The 17,734-nt window shown below is 57.9% G+C and carries 14 protein-coding genes; 8 read left to right on the top strand and 6 right to left on the bottom strand.

Annotated elements, in window-relative coordinates:
• The first annotated feature begins 109 nt into the window (after positions 1–109).
• The 4 genes from AC07ZE_RS20795 (at position 110) to AC07ZE_RS20810 (ending at position 8,014) form a co-directional block, all read left to right on the top strand.
• A complete protein-coding gene (locus tag AC07ZE_RS20795; RefSeq protein ID WP_207266468.1) occupies positions 110–526 on the top strand; it encodes a response regulator in 417 nt (138 codons plus the stop codon).
• A gap of 217 nt (positions 527–743) precedes the next feature.
• Entirely contained in the window at positions 744–1,370 is a 627-nt protein-coding gene (locus tag AC07ZE_RS20800; RefSeq protein ID WP_095196759.1) for a response regulator transcription factor, read from the top strand.
• Between the two features lie 8 nt (positions 1,371–1,378).
• Positions 1,379–5,020 (top strand): transporter substrate-binding domain-containing protein, encoded by a 3,642-nt coding sequence (locus tag AC07ZE_RS20805; protein WP_207266469.1) that lies wholly within the window; start codon positions 1,379–1,381, stop codon positions 5,018–5,020.
• A gap of 48 nt (positions 5,021–5,068) precedes the next feature.
• Complete coding sequence (locus AC07ZE_RS20810; RefSeq protein WP_207266470.1) at positions 5,069–8,014, top strand: HD domain-containing phosphohydrolase; 2,946 nt, start codon at positions 5,069–5,071, stop codon at positions 8,012–8,014.
• 7 nt (positions 8,015–8,021) lie between these two features.
• Here the strand turns inward: AC07ZE_RS20810 and AC07ZE_RS20815 are convergent, their stop codons facing one another.
• Both AC07ZE_RS20815 and AC07ZE_RS20820 read right to left on the bottom strand, forming a co-directional pair.
• Positions 8,022–8,504: a GAF domain-containing protein gene (locus tag AC07ZE_RS20815; protein WP_207266471.1), complete on the bottom strand. Its 483-nt coding sequence runs from the start codon at positions 8,502–8,504 to the stop codon at positions 8,022–8,024.
• On the bottom strand, positions 8,501–9,391 hold the full coding sequence (locus tag AC07ZE_RS20820) for an ATP-binding protein (protein ID WP_207266472.1): 891 nt from the start codon (positions 9,389–9,391) through the stop codon (positions 8,501–8,503). Before AC07ZE_RS20820 ends, AC07ZE_RS20815 begins: the two co-directional genes overlap by 4 nt.
• 125 nt (positions 9,392–9,516) lie before the next feature.
• On the opposite strand from AC07ZE_RS20820, the gene AC07ZE_RS20825 reads away from it, so the two are divergent.
• Positions 9,517–11,880, top strand: a complete 2,364-nt coding sequence (locus AC07ZE_RS20825) for a hybrid sensor histidine kinase/response regulator (RefSeq protein ID WP_207266473.1) — start codon at positions 9,517–9,519, stop codon at positions 11,878–11,880.
• Here AC07ZE_RS20825 and AC07ZE_RS20830 read toward each other — a convergent pair.
• The 3 genes from AC07ZE_RS20830 to msrB all read right to left on the bottom strand — a co-directional run bounded on the left by AC07ZE_RS20830 (position 11,864) and on the right by msrB (position 13,326).
• A complete protein-coding gene (locus AC07ZE_RS20830) occupies positions 11,864–12,325 on the bottom strand; it encodes a MarR family winged helix-turn-helix transcriptional regulator (RefSeq protein WP_207266474.1) in 462 nt (153 codons plus the stop codon). The genes AC07ZE_RS20825 and AC07ZE_RS20830 overlap by 17 nt on opposite strands.
• Positions 12,322–12,807 (bottom strand): glutathione peroxidase, encoded by a 486-nt coding sequence (locus tag AC07ZE_RS20835; protein ID WP_137806779.1) that lies wholly within the window; start codon positions 12,805–12,807, stop codon positions 12,322–12,324. The genes AC07ZE_RS20830 and AC07ZE_RS20835 overlap by 4 nt, the downstream gene beginning before the upstream one ends.
• Positions 12,808–12,930: 123 nt before the next feature.
• On the bottom strand, positions 12,931–13,326 hold the full coding sequence (msrB, locus tag AC07ZE_RS20840) for a peptide-methionine (R)-S-oxide reductase MsrB (RefSeq protein ID WP_207266475.1): 396 nt from the start codon (positions 13,324–13,326) through the stop codon (positions 12,931–12,933).
• Between the two features lie 226 nt (positions 13,327–13,552).
• On the opposite strand from msrB, the gene AC07ZE_RS20845 reads away from it, so the two are divergent.
• Positions 13,553–14,764, top strand: a complete 1,212-nt coding sequence (locus AC07ZE_RS20845; protein ID WP_007983502.1) for a pyridoxal phosphate-dependent aminotransferase — start codon at positions 13,553–13,555, stop codon at positions 14,762–14,764.
• Between the two features lie 316 nt (positions 14,765–15,080).
• Positions 15,081–15,971, top strand: a complete 891-nt coding sequence (gene htpX / locus AC07ZE_RS20850) for a protease HtpX (RefSeq protein ID WP_077044600.1) — start codon at positions 15,081–15,083, stop codon at positions 15,969–15,971.
• Positions 15,972–16,152: 181 nt separating this feature from the next.
• Here the strand turns inward: htpX and AC07ZE_RS20855 are convergent, their stop codons facing one another.
• Positions 16,153–16,809, bottom strand: coding sequence for a thiopurine S-methyltransferase (locus AC07ZE_RS20855; RefSeq protein ID WP_207266476.1), 657 nt, complete (start codon positions 16,807–16,809; stop codon positions 16,153–16,155).
• 103 nt (positions 16,810–16,912) lie between these two features.
• Between AC07ZE_RS20855 and AC07ZE_RS20860 the strand changes: the two genes are divergently transcribed.
• Positions 16,913–17,680 carry a DODA-type extradiol aromatic ring-opening family dioxygenase gene (locus AC07ZE_RS20860; protein ID WP_207266477.1) on the top strand — a complete coding sequence of 256 codons (768 nt, stop codon included), beginning with the start codon at positions 16,913–16,915 and terminating at the stop codon, positions 17,678–17,680.
• Positions 17,681–17,734 lie beyond the last annotated feature (54 nt).

Genomic DNA, 17,734 nt, shown 5'->3' on the forward strand with positions numbered 1-17,734 from the left:
ACACCCGCTGAATCCCCCTACAGATAATGTCGAGCGAACTGATCGATTACCCGGCATTGACACGAAACAATCACGTCTACTTTGCTCAAATAAAAGAAGCGTAAATAATATGATCAAAGACAATCTGCGCATATTGCTGGTGGAAGATCATCCATTTCAGCTCAGGGCGACTCAATACCTGCTTGAGAGTTACGGTTTCACCCGGTTGACCACAACTGACTGTGCCCAAGGCGCCTTGCAACAAATGCGGGATGCCAAGCAACCTTTTGATATTCTTTTGTGCGATCAATGTCTGCCCGATATTTCCGGCATTGATCTGGTCAGATTTGCCAGTCGTCGCGGCATGATCAAACAAGCGATCCTTTTAAGCAGCCTGACACAGGCTGAACTGGATGGACTTGAAACCATGGCAAACATTCATGACCTTCCACTGCTCGGTTATCTGGTCAAGCCATTGAAACAAAGCGAATTCATACAACTATTGACTTCAGCACCTTTGAAAAACCGCAGCAAAAATCGAGTTTAGGTTCAACAACAAACTCAAAAACTTCCTCACCAACAATCAAACCAAATAAAAATAACTTTCGTCCTTCCTTATAAAAATCCTAGTTGATGCGTAAGCCTATTCTTTTTCGCTTGTAGGAACATTCCTATATTGCTGCTACAGGTACGTCAGTTCATACGTCACATCCGCTATCTGAGCTAAGGTGCGCCCTTTATTTCAGCTCGCATGGGATTTTATTATGAACTCCGTTTTTATTGTCGACGATCACCCTGTCATCCGACTTGCCGTCCGCATGCTGCTTGAACACGAAGGCTATAAAGTCGTCGGTGAAACCGACAACGGGGTCGATGCCATGCAAATGGTTCGCGAATGCATGCCTGACCTGGTCATTCTTGACATCAGCATTCCCAAACTGGATGGCCTGGAGGTGCTGGCCCGTTTCAACGCAATGAGTACCCCCTTGAAAACGTTAGTGCTCACCGCACAATGCCCGACACTTTTTGGTATTCGTTGCATGCAATCCGGTGCTTCGGGATATGTCTGCAAACAGGAGGACCTCAGCGAACTGGTCAGCGCCATCAAGGCAGTATTGTCGGGTTACAACTACTTCCCGAGTGAGGCATTGAATCCGATGCGCGGTGACGAGGCACGTTGCGCCGAACTGGAACTGTTCAAGTCTGTCAACGACCGGGAACTGATGGTGTTGCAACTTTTTGCACAAGGTCGCACTAACAAGGAAATTGCCAAGGGCATGTTTCTGAGCAACAAGACTGTCAGCACTTATAAAAAACGTCTCATGCAAAAACTCAAGGCCAAGTCTCTGGTTGAACTCATCGAAATGGCAAAACGTAACGCATTAGTGTGAGAAACAGAATGCCCAGTCGCTTGATGGACTTTTTGATACTGACGGCCGTGGGTATTGGCCTGAGCACTTCTTTGCTCGCGGCACCGAGCAGTGAGAACTACGCCTTGCTGAGCCGCTCGACCGCCGGGCAACTGGAAATCCAACTGGCCCCATCACAGGAGCAGTGGCTCAAGAGCAAACAGGAACTGATCCTTGGCACCTCAGCGCCGGATTATCCGCCCTTCGACCTGACCCTCAGCGGCCACGACTATGAAGGTTTCACCGCCGACTACGCGGGAATCCTCGGCAAGGTCACCGGGTTACCCATCAGGGTTCAACGCTTTGCATCCCGGGGTGACGCCATTGAAGCGCTTGAAAACGGTGAGGTCGATTTGCTCGGCAGTGCCAACGGTTTCGAAGCGCACAATGCCAAAATCGTACTGTCCATGCCCTACGCCGTCGATCAACCGGTCCTGGTAACGCGCGAAGGCGAAACAAGACCCCTCAATGATGGCCTTGCCGGCATGCGCCTGAGCATGGTGTATCACTACTTGCCGCTTGAGGAGGTCAAGGCCTTGTATCCCAAGGCAATCATCACGTCTTACCCCTCTTACCAGAATGCAATCAATGCCGTCGCCTTCGACCAGGCTGACGTGTTTCTCGGCGATACCATCTCCACCCACTACATGATCAACAAGGGGTACCTGAACAACATCCGCATGGCCAACTTCGGCAAACACGAAGCCCACGGTTTCAGCTTCGCGGTGCGCCAGAACAATCCTGAACTGCTCGGTATCATCAATTCGATGCTCATGGCCATCCCCACCAGCGTGCGAGAAAACATCGCCAAACGCTGGAGTGCCGGCAGTGACATCTTGCTCACCGATCACAAACTGGAGCTCAGCTACAACGAGGAACGCTGGCTGGCGCAACATCCAGTGGTACGCGTGGTGGTCAATGAGGCGTTCGCGCCGCTGACATTTTTCGACAGCGCCGGAAACTTTCGGGGTGTTGCTGCCGATCTGCTCGAGCTGATCAGATTGCGCACCGGTTTACGCTTTGATATCCAGCGCAGCCGCAGCGATAGCGAAATGATCCAGCGGATCCAGGACGGCGAGGCCGACCTGATTGCTGCACTGCTACCCAGCGCCCAACGAGAGACCCTGCTGAATTTCAGCCGTCCCTATCTGCAAAACTCCTATGTCCTGCTGACGCGCAAGGCAGCGGACAGTCCCGGCAACCTGACGCAGTTGCAGGGCAAAAGCCTGGCCATTGCCCAAGGTCATCCACTGCTGGCTTATTTGCGCAGCGAGTTCCCACACATAAAGCTCATAGAAACCCCTGACACCTTCAGTGCCGTGGAAATGCTCGCCGAGGGGCAGGTAGAGGGAACGGTGAATTCACTGGTGATTGCCAACTACTTCATTTCATCGCAACTGTTCGAACATATCCTGCAGATCAGTACCACCATCGGGACCGAGCAGGCAGCCTTTTCACTGGCGACCAATCGTAAGGCCGATGAGCTCCATGACATCCTCAACAAGGCGCTACTGAGTATTGCACCGGAGGAGCTGGGCATCATCAACAGCCGCTGGCGTGGCTATTCGGCGTCCTCGCAAAGCACCTGGCGCAACTATCACCGGCTGTTCTACCAAATCGTCATCGGTGCCGGCGTTCTGTTACTGATTTCCGTGGCCTGGAACGCTTATATGCGGCGCCAGATCAATCAACGCAAAGCCGCCGAGCGCGCATTGAACGATCAGTTCGAATTCATGCGCTCGCTGGTCAACGGCACACCTCACCCGATTTATGTGCGTGATCGTCAGGGCTTGCTGCAAAGCTGCAATGACAGTTACCTGCAAGCGTTCAACGCCAGACGCGAAGACGTCATCGGCAAAAGCGTCACCCATGGCACCCTGAGCAATGCGTTCGAGGCCAGGGAATATCAAGCCGACTACCAGCGTGTCGTGGCTGAGGGCAGGCCGTTGATTCTCGATCGCCCCCTGCATATCGGCGGTCGTCGGTTGACGATTTATCACTGGATTCTTCCCTACCGTGACTCAAGCGGTGAAGTGCAAGGCATCATCGGAGGCTGGATCGACATCAGCGAACGCCGACAACTGTTCGATGACCTGCGTTGCGCCAAAGAGCGCGCCGATGAAGCCAACCGTGCCAAAAGCACGTTTCTGGCCACCATGAGCCATGAGATCCGCACACCGATGAATGCGGTCATCGGTATGCTCGAACTGACGCTCAAACGAATTGAGCACAACCATCCTGACCGCCCGGCCATCGATGTGGCGTACAACTCGGCAAAGGATCTGCTGGAACTGATCGGCGACATACTCGACATCGCGCGCATCGAATCCGGGCACTTGAGCCTGAGTCCGGAACGCGTCGACCTGCGGGAAATCGTCGCGTCGGTGGTGCGGATCTTCGACGGCCTGGCCCGGCAGAAAGCGCTCGAACTCATACTGGATTTCAGCCCCGCCAATCCGCCCGTCGATGTCCTGCTGGATCCGCTGCGATTCAAGCAGGTGCTGTCCAATCTGGTCAGCAATGCCATCAAGTTTACCGAGCAGGGTCAGGTGAGGATTGCCGTCGAACTGTGTCCGACGGCCAGGCCCGATCAGGTGCAGATGCAGTTGCGGGTCGAGGACACCGGCACCGGGATAAGTGCGGAGGATCAACAACGCCTGTTCGAACCCTTCGCCCAGGCCGATAACGCCGGGCAGACGGCTCGTGGCGGTGCCGGGCTCGGCCTGGTGATCAGCCGCAACCTGTGCGAATTGATGGGCGGCAGCCTGCAATTGAGCAGTCGGCCAGGTGTCGGTACGCAAGTGCAGATGTCACTGCTTCTGCCGGCACTGCCAGATAAGTGCCGGCTGGAAAAAACTGAAACAAAGATCCGCGCCGCAAAAGCCCCGTTGAACATTCTGGTGGTCGATGATCATGCGGCCAATCGCTTGCTCATGTGCCAGCAATTGGAGTTCCTGGGGCATCGATTCACCGTCGCGGCAGAGGGTCAGGCTGGATTCGAAGCGTGGAAAGCCGAGGTGTTCGATCTGGTGATTGCCGATTGCAACATGCCGGTCATGAATGGATATGAGTTGGCCCGCGCCATTCGCCGACATGAAAAAAAGACTCAACAGCCACCCTGCACGGTCCTCGGTTTCACCGCCAATGCACAACCGGAAGAGGTAGAACGATGCAAGCAGGCCGGGATGGATGACTGCCTGTTCAAGCCCCTGACCCTGACCGCATTGAGCCAATGGGTTGAAGGCGTAGCGCCGACTGCCCTGGTACCAGCCTTCAGCCTGGAAGGGCTGCGGCAATTGACCGGTGGCAACCCGGTATTGAACCAGCGCCTGTTGACCGAATTGCTCAACAGCAACCGTCTGGACCGCCAGGCATTGCTGGCGCTTTGCGGTTCCACAGACCCACAGGCCTATATCGACATCGCTCACAAAATCAAGGGGGCCGCCCGAATTGCCCAGGCCAATAGATTGATCGACAGTTGCGAGGCGCTCGAAACAATCTGCCGCGACACCTTCCACCCCGACAAAGTGGCCGAATGTTGCTCGGCAGTGGAGCGCGCCTTGCTGGAACTGGACCGGGCATTGCAGCAACAAATCGGGGACGATGACGAAAGCAGATTGACACAGGCTTAACTATGCTTGGACGCTGAGCAGTGTGTTAACCATCACGGAGGGACCCGCATGCCCAGCCCACTGCGCCCGGATCAATGGCGGTTCCCCCTGCACATTCATATCAGCGTGATGCTTACCTTCCTGCTGTTGCTGACCGGGGTGGTGCTAGGCATATTCAATTATCGGCAAACCACACAAATCATCCTGTCCAGCAGCGAGAAACTCTTCAATCGCATCGAACAGGATGTCCGCCTCGATCTGAAGGCGACCTACGAACCGATCCGTCACCTGTTGAGCCTGCAGATCCTCAACCCCGCTGTTCACGCGCCGGACCTTGAGCAACGCCTGGCGCTGCTCAAACCCTTCAGCCAGTCGCTCACCGACAACCCTGATTTGGCGTCGCTGTACCTGGGCTATGGCAATGGTGACTTCTTCATGGTTCGCCCTCTGCAGACCGTCGCTTTGAAAACCCTGCTCAAAGCCCCCGTGAGCGCGGCTTATCAAGTCTGGAGCATTGAGCGAAACGGCAGCGACCAGGTGCACTCGCAATCCTTGTTTTTCGACCGGAACCTCGCCTTCATCAGCCGCCAGGACAACCCCGACGACACTTACGATCCGCGTAGCCGCGTCTGGTTTACCGGCGCCAGCCGCGACAACGATCAGATCACCACCGAACCCTATGTCTTCTTCTCCACCCACAATGTCGGCACCACCCTGGCACGGCGCGGTAGCGACCAGGTCGTGATAGGCGCGGACCTGACCCTGGCCGAACTCAGTGCCACCCTGGCCAAACATGTGGTAACGCCCGCCACCGAGATCGTGCTGTTTGATGCCCAAGGCAATGCCGTCGCCTACCCCGACACCAGCCGGCTGATCATCGACGATCAAACCGCCCATCTGATCAAGGCCGCCGCCCTTAGCCCCAGCCTGGATGCACTACTCAATGACCCTCTTGAAGGCAATCGCCTGAGTGCCGGCGGTCGTCAATGGATCGTGGCCCGCAGCAGCATGCAGGAAGGTGGTCCCAGAGGGCTGCAATTGGCCTTGTTGGTGCCGGAAGATGAGTTGCTTGTCGATGCCTACCGCATGCGCTGGCAAGGCGCACTGATTACCCTGGCAACGCTGCTATTGTGCATACCCCTGGGTTGGCTGACCTCGCGGATGCTGGTCAAGCCCCTGCGCGCACTGGTGCAGGAGGCGGATGCGATTCGCAGTTTCGATTTCAAGTTTGAGCTGTCCCGTCGCTCTCCGGTGCTTGAAGTCGATCAACTGCGCGTGTCAATGGCGCGTATGAAAGACACCTTGGCGAGCTTCTTCCAGATCACCGACAGCCTGAGTGCCGAAACCCGATTCGCCCCGTTGCTGCAACGGGTGCTGTTTGAAACCGTGAAGATCGGCCAGGCCCAGGCAGGTCTGATCTACCTGCGCGAAGGCGACGGCGATCGCATGGAACCCCACGGTCTGGTCATCAATGACACCGCGCAGGACCTGTCGTCATTCGACATTCGGACACACTCGATAAAGGACCCACAGAGCCCCGCCTGGCTGCAGCAGTTGTCGAGCGCTGACAATGTCGTCAGCAGTCTCGGTTTCGAGCAAGCGGGGGATTTGCAAAAAGTGCTGCTGGCACTGGAATGCCCGCGAGTGCATCTGATCGGTATCCGCTTGCACAATCGCCATAACGACACCGTGGGCCTGCTGGTGTTTATGCTGGCTGACAGCGGTAACCGGAGTGACCTGGAAAAACTTCGCCCCGATCGAATTGCCTTTCTGCAGGCCGTGTCGGGTGCGGCTGCGGTGAGTATCGAAAGCCAGCGCTTGCAAGACCGGCAAAAACAATTGCTGGACGCTTTCATCAAGCTGTTGGCTGGTGCGATTGACGCCAAGAGTCCCTACACCGGCGGGCATTGTCAGCGTGTGCCCGTCCTGACGCTGATGCTCGCCCAGGCCGCTGCAGCCAGTAAAGATCCGGCCTTCAGCAGCTATCAACCCACCGATGATGAATGGGAGGCGCTGCACGTCGCCGCCTGGCTGCACGACTGCGGCAAGATCACCACACCAGAATACGTCGTTGATAAAGCCACGAAACTGGAAACCATCAACGACCGCATCCACGAAATCCGCACCCGTTTTGAAGTGCTCAAGCGCGATGCCTGGGTCAGTTACTGGCAAGCGGTCGCCCAAGGTGGCGACGAGCAAGACCTGGCGCAGCAGCGCGATGCAACGCTGTTAGGGCTGGACGATGATTTTGCTTTCGTCGCCCACTGCAACCTCGGTGGCGAGGCCATGGCCGAAAACGATCTGCAACGCCTGCGTAGCATTGGCCAACACACCTGGACGCGAACCCTGGATGACCGGCAGGGAGTTTCCTGGGAAGAGAACCGGCGTCAGGCCCGTACCCCGGAACCGACACTGCCGGTCACCGAATCGCTGCTGGCGGACAAGCCCGAGCACCTGTTTGAACGCGCCGAAGCCGAACTGATCGCGCTCGACAATCCCTGGGGTTTCAAACTCGATGTACCTCGCTACAAGTACAACCGCGGCGAACTCTACAACCTGAGCATCAGACGCGGCACTCTGACCAGCGAAGAGCGCTACATCATCAATCACCACATGGTGCAGACGATCCTGATGCTCAGCCACCTGCCCTTTCCCGGCCATTTACGCAACGTTGCGGAAATCGCCGGCGGTCACCACGAAAAAATGGATGGCACCGGATACCCCAAACGCTTGAAGCGTGAGGAGATGAGCCTGCCGGCACGGATGATGGCGATTGCCGATATTTTCGAAGCGCTGACCGCCGCCGACCGGCCCTACAAGAAAGCCAAGTCCTTGAGCGAAGCGTTGGGCATCATGGCCACCATGTGCCGGGATGCCCACATCGACCCGGAGTTGTTCAGGCTGTTCATCAAGGCGCACATCTACCTGCGGTACGCCGAACGCTTCCTCGATCCACAGCAGATCGATGCGGTAGACCCGTCCGGCCTGCTGATCAAGGCCGGCCTGTCGGTGTGATCTTGAATCAGCAGTCGGTCAGGCGCAGAAAAATCGCCGCCAGTTGCTCGATACCGGCCTGATCCTGCGCGGTGAACCGCGCCAGTTTCGGGCTGTCGAGGTCCAGCACTCCGATCAGACGACCGTCCTTGACAAGCGGCACCACCAGTTCGCTGTTCGACGCACTGTCACAGGCGATATGCCCGGGGAATGTGTGCACGTCTTCGACCAACTGCGTTTGCAAGGTCGCCGCTGCGGTCCCGCACACGCCTCGACCGAACGGAATCCGCACACAGGCGATCTGCCCCTGGAATGGCCCCAACACCAGTTCTTCGTTGCGATTGAGGTAGAATCCGGCCCAGTTCAGGTCATCGAGCTGATTGAACAGAAACGCCGAAAACTGCGCAGCGTTGGCGATGAAATCGCGCTCGTCCGCCAGCAGGGATTCAAGCTGCGCGTGCAGCATGCCGTAGCCCTCGAGGCCCTGGCCGCTCTTTTGTAAATCGATCATGCCTTGTGCTCCAACAGTTTCAGCCCGACCCAATAGCGGGCAAATTGATACGCGCAACGTCCGTTACGATTGCCCCGCCCCGTGGCCCAGCGCACCGCGAGGATCTCCAGTTCTTCGGTGCGTTGCCATTCGAGGCCGGCCTTGTCGGCCAATTGGCCGATCCAGTGTTCGACGACGTTGAGAAAGTGTTCCTGGGTAAATGGATAGAACGACAGCCACAAGCCGAAGCGATCCGACAGGGCGATCTTGTCCTCCACCGCCTCGCTGGGGTGCAATTCGCCATCGACCCTTTTCCAGTTTTCGTTATCGCTTTCCTTTTCCGGCACCAGGTGGCGGCGGTTGGAGGTGGCGTACAACAATACGTTATCCGGTGCCTGTTCGAGGGAACCGTCGAGTACACTTTTAAGCACGCGATAGTCGCCTTCACCCGACTCGAACGACAGGTCGTCGCAGAACAAGACAAAGCGCTGGGGCAGTTTGGCGATCTGTTCGACCACCCGAGGCAAGTCCGCCAGGTGATCGCGCTCGATTTCGATCAGGCGCAGACCGGCGTTTGCGTGCTCGGCGAGCAAGGCGCGAACCAGCGAGGATTTACCGGTGCCACGCGAGCCCCAGAGCAAGGCATGGTTGGCCGGCATGCCATCGAGAAACTGTTGGGTATTGCGTCCCAGTTGTTCCACTTGCCGATCAACCCCAATCAGGTCGGACAGACGCATGTCGAGACTGACCTGCAGCGGCAGCAGAAAACCGCTGCGCCCTTCACGCTGCCAACGTGCAGCCAGGCAGGTTGTCCAGTCGATGGCTTGCCGAGGTATGGGCAGCAGCGGTTCGATACGGGCCAGAACGGCATCGGCGCGTTCAAGAAAAGCATTCAATCGGGAATCCACGTCTTCTCCTCGGGCACGTTCACAGTAATGATGGCGATACAGCGACAAAACACAGCGTTTGATGACCGGGCCAGGCCCCCGGTACAAGGGCTCGCGAGAACATCGGCATCCGTGCATGATCGGCTATGCTTGAGCAGCGAAGGGAAACGGAAGTGATCCAGCACCCCATGGATATCAAGTTCACCAACCGGCTGTCTTACAAGCAAGCCCGGCTAACCGTGCTGGTCGGTTTTATTCTCGGCACGCTCCTCAGCCTGCTGCAAATAGGCATCGATTATGCCAGTGAAGACGCCTCCATCAACCGTGAAATCCTGTCTTTGCTGGAAATCAGCCACAACCCTGCCTCACGCATCGCCTATAACATCGACGCTGAGCTCGCGCAGGAGCTGACCCTGGGCCTGCTGCGCTCACCGGCGATCATCGGTGCAAAACTGACCGACAACAACGGCAATGTGCTGGCCAACGTCAAGCGCCCCGGCCAGCAAAGCGGCTATCGCGTGCTCAGCGACCTGCTGTTCGGCGCCGACAGGCAGTTCGAAGACCGCCTCTATCTGGACCATTTGCCCAGCGAATCCCTCGGCACGCTACAACTGGACGTCGACACTTACTCATTCGGCTACCGGTTCCTGCGCCGCGCCGAGGTGACCCTGCTCAACGGCTTTGCCCGCAGTCTGATCCTGACCGGCCTGCTGCTGGCGCTGTTCTATGTGATGCTGACCAAACCCTTGGTGCGGGTGATTCGCGAGCTCAGTGGCCGCGACTCGCGCAACGCTGAACCGACCGCTCTGGAATGTCCGGCCGGACACGCCAACGATGAGATCGGTGTGCTGGTGAAAGTCGCCAACCAGCAATTTGAAAATGTCGCCACCGAAATCCAGCAACGACGAAACGCAGAAAACCGCCTGACTGATTACCTCAGCCAACTGGAAAACATCGTTTCGGCGCGCACCGCCGAACTCAAGGCGATCAACGCCCGCCTCAGTCAATCCAATCAGGAGTTGGAGGTGGCCCGCAGCACTGCCCTGGAGATGGCCGAAGCGCGCTCGGTGTTCCTGGCCAACATGAGTCATGAGATTCGCACGCCGCTCAATGGCCTGCTGGGTATGATTGCGCTATCCCTGGACGGTCCATTGAACGCCGAGCAACAGCAACAGCTGGCCATTGCCCATGACTCGGGCAAGGTGCTGGTGGAATTGCTCAACGATATTCTCGATCTGTCGAAGTTCGATGCCGGCCAGCTCGAACTCGAACACATCCCGTTCGACCTGGGCTCGCTGATCGAAGACACCGCCAACCTGCTGTCGCAGAACGCGGCGCCGAGTGTCGAACTGACCTGCCTGATCGATCCACATTTTCCGGCACTGGTGCTCGGCGATCCGACCCGGGTCCGGCAGATCGTCAGCAACCTGCTGTCCAATGCACTCAAGTTCACCCGTTTCGGGCGGGTTGACGTGCGCCTGTCGACATTCGGTGATGGCGTCAGAATCGAGGTCTGCGACACGGGCATCGGTATCCCCCAGGACGCCCAGGTCAAGATCTTCCAGCCCTTCACCCAGGCCGGCGCCGGGATTACCCGGCAATTCGGTGGTACCGGGCTGGGCCTGGCCCTGACCTACAACCTTTGCGAAGCCATGCAAGGACGCCTGACCATCAGCTCGGAAGCGGGTTTCGGCAGCCAGTTCTGCGCGCAACTGCCACTACCCCGCCACACCCGTTCCCTGGCCCCTCCGTCCTTGAAGGGCAAGGTCATCGCCATCACCGCCGCCAGCAGCGGCCTGGCGGAATTGCTGGGCAGCGTATTGCCCGGTTGGGGGCTGGACTATCAGCAGCGCGCCATCGACGAACCGTTGATCGGCCTGCATCCCGATATACTGATTACCGATTGCCCTGAGTGTCTGTTTAACCTGCGCCCCACCTTCACCGCGCCGATTCTACTGGTGACCGCCTACGGCAGCTTCATGCCCAGCGAACAAGCCAACGCCCTCGCCCCCTTGCAGCAACAGGCACGCCCCTTGGCACGCAATGCGCTGCACCAGACCTTGCGCCGCGTCCTGCAACCGGAAATCGCCACCATCGATGACATCCGGATCGACAGCCAATCGCCGCAACGTCGCGCACGAGTGCTGTTGGTCGAGGACAATCCGGTCAATCAACTCGTGGCCAAGGGCATGCTCGGCAAACTCGGGTGCGAGGTGATCGTCGCGGCCCATGGTGTCGAGGCACTGGATCATCTGGAAGACAGCGAATTCGATCTGGTGCTGATGGACTGCAACATGCCAGTGATGGATGGCTATGAGGCCAGTCGGCAAATCCGCCGCAGCGGCCGCTGGCCGCAATTGCCCATCGTCGCCCTCACCGCCAACGCCATGTCCGAAGAACGCGAACGTTGCCGTGCGGCGGGCATGAGCGACTACCTGGCCAAACCCTTTCGCCGGGAAGAGCTCGCCGCGCTGCTGGACGTCTGGATTCCCGTTACGACAGTGCCTTGATTTGCCCCAACAGGTGATCCAGTCCGTCGCGCAGTTCATTCAGGCGATCCAGATCCACGCCGCTGTCGCACAGTAGCCGCGCCTTCAGCGGCCCGACCTGATCACGCAATGCCAGGCCGCTGGGCGACAGACTCAAGTGCACCTCACGCTCGTCCCGGGCCGAACGCCGACGCTGAACCAATTGCAGTTGCTCAAGTCGCTTGAGCAGCGGGGTCAGCGTGCCGGAGTCCAGCGCCAGGCGCTCGCCCAGAGCCTTCACGGTCGGCTGCTCCGGCGCTGACGCTTGCCATTCCCACAACACCAGCATCGCCAGATACTGCGGGTAGGTCAGGCCCAGTTGATCGAGCATTGGCTTGTAGGCCCGGATCACCGCCCGGGAAGCGGCGTACAACTTGAAGCAGAGCTGGCTGTCGAGGTTCAGGGAATCGACGGACAAGGTATTCATTTGAGCAGGGCTTCGATCTCGCGGCTCAGGTCCTGCGGCTTGGTCGCCGGGGCGAAACGCTTCACCAGCTGACCGTCCTTGCCGATCAGGAACTTGGTGAAGTTCCACTTGATGCCCTGGGAGCCAAGCACACCCGGTGCACGTTTTTTCAACTGCACGAACAGCGGATGGGCACCGGCACCATTGACCTCGATCTTTTTGAACAGCGGGAAACTGACGCCGTAATTCAACTCGCAGAACTCGCTGATCGCCCCTTCATTACCCGGTTCCTGCTTGCCGAATTGATTGCAGGGGAAACCCAGCACCACCAGGCCTTGATCCTTGTAGGTCTGCCACAGTTCTTCAAGGCCTTTGTACTGTGGGGTGAATCCGCATTTGCTGGCGGTGTTGACCACCAATACGGCTTTGCCGGCGAAATCCGCCAGAGTCTTTTGCTCGCCCTTGATGGTGGTGCACGGGATGCTAAGCAGCTTGTCGCTCATGGTGAAGGCTCCGAATTCGGGGATAGACACCAAACATAGCGAGCAATTGAATTGTGTGCAATTTAAATAACCAAACGCCGACCCACGCAGGCGCTGCCGAAGGCTGCTCCTGCGTGGCTCGCGTCAGGCGCGCGGTACCAGGTCCAGGCATACCGAGTTGATGCAGTAGCGCAGGCCGGTGGGCGGCGGGCCATCCGGAAACACATGACCCAGGTGCGCATCGCATTTGGCGCAGACCACTTCGGTGCGGATCATGCCGTGGCTGACGTCACGGATTTCAGTCATGGCACTGTCGCCAATCGGCGCATAGAAGCTCGGCCAGCCGCAGCCGGAATCAAATTTGGTCTTGGAATCGAACAGCGGCTCGTTACAGCAGATGCAGTGATAGATGCCGTCGACCTTGCTGTCGTTGTATTTGCCGGAGAACGGGCGTTCGGTACCCTTGAGCCGGCACACGTTGTATTGCTCGGGGTCGAGCATGGCTTTCCATTCTTCCAGGGTTTTTTCCAACTTTTCCATCATCACACCTCGGCGGCTGAAAAAGCCCGATCTGTACCTTTTCCACGGATCAGGCGGCACGTATGATTGCGCCTCGTCAAACGCCAGTCTGGCAGCCAGACCACGCGCATTCAAACGGATTTATGAGTGCTGCCTCTCAAGGCGTCAGGCCTGTGTGATTACGCAGGATTCCCAGTACGGTTGTTCACACGCCGCCTGGATCGTTCATTTTCGGGAACACATCGCCATGCAGGTCAGCAAATCGAACAAGCTCGCCAACGTCTGCTACGACATTCGCGGCCCGGTGCTCAAGCACGCCAAACGCCTGGAAGAGGAAGGCCATCGCATCCTCAAGCTGAATATCGGCAACCCTGCGCCCTTTGGTTTCGAAGCGCCGGATGAAATCCTCCAGGATGTCATCCGCAACCTGCCGACCGCCCAGGGTTACAGCGACTCCAAGGGTCTGTTCAGCGCGCGCAAGGCCGTCATGCAGTACTACCAGCAAAAGCAGGTAGAAGGTGTCGGCATTGAAGACATCTACCTGGGCAATGGCGTTTCCGAGTTGATCGTGATGTCGATGCAGGCCCTGCTCAACAATGGCGATGAAGTGCTGGTGCCGGCTCCGGACTACCCGTTGTGGACCGCGGCCGTGAGTCTGTCGGGCGGTAACCCGGTGCACTACCTGTGCGACGAGCAGGCCAACTGGTGGCCGGACCTGGCCGACATCAAGGCCAAGATCACCCCGAACACCAAGGCACTGGTGATCATTAACCCGAACAACCCCACCGGGGCGGTGTACTCCAAAGAAGTGTTGCTGGGTATGCTGGAACTGGCCCGTCAACACAACCTGGTGGTGTTTTCCGACGAGATCTACGACAAGATCCTGTACGACGATGCCGTGCACATCTGCACCGCCTCCCTGGCGCCTGACCTGCTGTGCCTGACCTTCAACGGTTTGTCCAAGTCCTATCGCGTCGCCGGCTTCCGCTCCGGCTGGATCGCCATTTCCGGTCCTAAGCACCACGCCCAGAGCTACATCGAAGGCATCGACATGCTGGCCAACATGCGCCTGTGTGCCAACGTACCGAGCCAGCACGCGATCCAGACCGCGCTGGGTGGCTATCAGAGCATCAACGATCTGGTGCTGCCGCCAGGGCGCCTGCTGGAACAGCGCAACCGCACCTGGGAGCTGCTCAACGACATTCCGGGTGTCAGCTGCGTCAAGCCGATGGGTGCGCTCTATGCGTTCCCGCGCATCGACCCGAAGGTCTGCCCGATCCACAACGACGAGAAATTCGTCCTCGACCTGTTGCTCTCCGAGAAGCTGCTGGTGGTGCAAGGCACGGCCTTCAACTGGCCATGGCCGGACCACTTCCGAGTCGTGACCCTGCCGCGGGTCGATGACCTGGACATGGCCATCGGCCGCATCGGCAACTTCCTCAAATCCTATCGCCAGTAATGTGACCTCACCGTGCGACGCTCACACTCGTCGCACGGTGATTCATTCAGCAACATATGTTTGTACGTTGCGGACTCTCGCAACCTCAGCCCCCACCCCACCACACAGAAGCGTTTCTCGCCTAGTAACGACGGGGTCTGCAATGCCTATGGGTTCTACAAACACTTCCCTGTTCAATATCAGAAATGCCCTGCAAGCAGCTAAGCTATTGCCGTAGGACACAGTTTGAAATAGTCACCCGGTTGAATACCCCGGTGCAGCACCTTATATACCCCGCAGTACGCTACATCTTTAGCATAAGGAGATTTCTACAACCATGATGCGCATCCTGCTGTTTTTGGCCACTAACCTGGCGGTCGTGCTGATTGCCAGCATCACCCTGAGCCTTTTTGGCTTCAACGGGTTCATGGCGGCCAACGGGGTTGATCTCAACCTCAATCAGCTGCTGATTTTCTGTGCGGTCTTTGGTTTCGCCGGTTCCCTGTTCTCGCTGTTCATCTCCAAGTGGATGGCGAAGATGAGTACCAGCACCCAGATCATTACCCAGCCACGTACTCGTCACGAGCAATGGCTGCTGCAAACCGTCGAGCAACTGTCCCGGGAAGCCGGGATCAAGATGCCCGAAGTCGGGATTTTCCCGGCCTACGAAGCAAACGCCTTCGCCACCGGCTGGAACAAGAACGACGCACTGGTCGCGGTCAGCCAGGGCTTGCTCGAGCGCTTCTCGCCAGATGAGGTGAAAGCCGTTCTGGCCCACGAAATCGGTCACGTGGCCAATGGCGACATGGTGACCCTGGCGTTGATCCAGGGCGTGGTGAACACCTTCGTGATGTTCTTCGCACGGATCATCGGCAACTTTGTCGACAAGGTGATCTTCAAGAACGAAGAAGGCCAGGGTATCGCCTACTACGTGGCGACCATCTTCGCCGAACTGGTCCTGGGTATCCTGGCCAGCGCCATCGTGATGTGGTTCTCGCGCAAACGGGAATTCCGCGCCGACGAAGCCGGTGCAAACCTGGCCGGTACCGCCGCGATGATCGGCGCCCTGCAACGCCTGCGTGCGGAACAAGGTCTGCCTGTGCACATGCCTGACACCCTGAATGCCTTCGGCATCAACGGTGGCCTCAAACAGGGCTTCGCCCGCATGTTCATGAGCCACCCGCCGCTGGAAGAGCGAATTGACGCGCTCGCCCGTCGTCGGGGCTGAGTAATACCGAGGTAAACAAGAAGGCCCGCAGAGATGCGGGCCTTTTTTTGACTCTTGATTATTGGGGAGATCACCCTGGCCCCTTCGCGAGCAGGCTCGCTCCCACAGTAAATTTGAATATGACAAATAACCACTGTGGGAGCGAGTCTGCTCGCGAAGAGGCCGGAACAATCAACAAAAACTACCGGCTGGAAACCCTATAAACCCGCTCTTCAAGCCGCGTGACTCCGGCCTCCAGAAACTTCCCGCTCTCGCTCAGCACATCCTGATCCTCCAGGACTTTCAATGCCCACGAACCCCCGAACAACCGCTGTACTTCATCATCAAGCACGGCGAACGGCGGGCCAGGCATTTGATCCTGATCGTAGTCCAGCGTAATCAACAGCCCCTGAGAACCCTTGGGCAGAATCCGATTCAAATGCACCGCATATTCCACACGCATCGCCGGTGGTAACGCAATCAACGCAGCGCGATCATAAAGCGCGGAGCAATCAGCGACATCGCCAGGCGTCAACGCAAAAAAATCCCCACACCATAGCTCGATGGAACCGGCCCGATAAACATTGAAAGGTCCTTGCTCACTGACAACCGGGTCCAGTTGATGCTCACTGAAGAAACCCTCAACGGCCTTATCCGACAACTCGACACCCAGCACCTCATGCCCGCAGTGCGCCAGCCATAACAGATCCAGGCTCTTGCCACACAACGGCACCAGCACCCGCGCACTGTCTTCCAGGCCCAGCTGTGGCCAGAACCGTTGCAGGTAAGGGTTTACCTGCGGCAGGTGAAAGCCGATCTGATTCGACGCCCACTTCTTGTGCCAAAACTCCGGCTGCATAAATAACCCCAAAAATTCGATCAAAACACCCTAAAACTTATATTAGATTTAGATCAATGATCTGACTGAAGATGGGGCCATCTTAACTCTCAGGAGCTTGTTCATGTTCCCCAGCCTCTACATATCCCATGGCTCTCCCATGCTTGCCCTGGAACCTGGCGCCAGCGGACCCGCCCTCACTCGCCTGGCGGCGGACATGCCCAAGCCCAAAGCCATTGTGATTGTCTCTGCGCATTGGGAAAGTCATGAACTGTTGGTCAGCGCCAACCCCCAGCCTGAAACCTGGCACGACTTCGGTGGCTTCCCGAGGGCGCTGTTCGAAGTGCAATACCCGGCACCCGGCGATCCCCGGCTGGCGGCGGAGGTTGTCAAACTGTTGAACGCAGCCGAGCTTCCCGCACACATCGACAGTCAACGGCCGTTCGACCATGGCGTTTGGGTGCCCTTGTCATTGATGTATCCGCAGGCCGATATTCCGATTGTCCAGGTCTCCCTTCCCTCCCGTGGCGGGCCTGCCCTGCAAACCCGCGTTGGCCATGCCCTGGCCAGCCTGCGCGAACATGACGTGCTGTTGATCGGCTCCGGCAGCATTACCCACAACCTGCGGGAACTGGACTGGCATGCCGGCCCCGAAAGCGTCGAACCCTGGGCGCAGGTATTTCGCGACTGGATGATCGAGAAACTTGAGGCCAATGACGAAGCGGCTTTGCATGATTATCGTCAACAGGCACCCAACGCCGTGCGCAACCATCCCAGCGATGAGCATCTGCTGCCACTGTACTTTGCCCGCAGCGCCGGAGGAGATTTCAGCGTTGCCCACCAGGGCTTCACCATGGGCGCGCTGGGAATGGATATTTACCGCTTCGGCTGAGCGGAAATCGGGTCGCGTCGTTCGCGAGCAGGCTCGCTCCCACAATGGATGCGT

Source organism: Pseudomonas sp. GW101-3H06, from assembly GCF_059424605.1.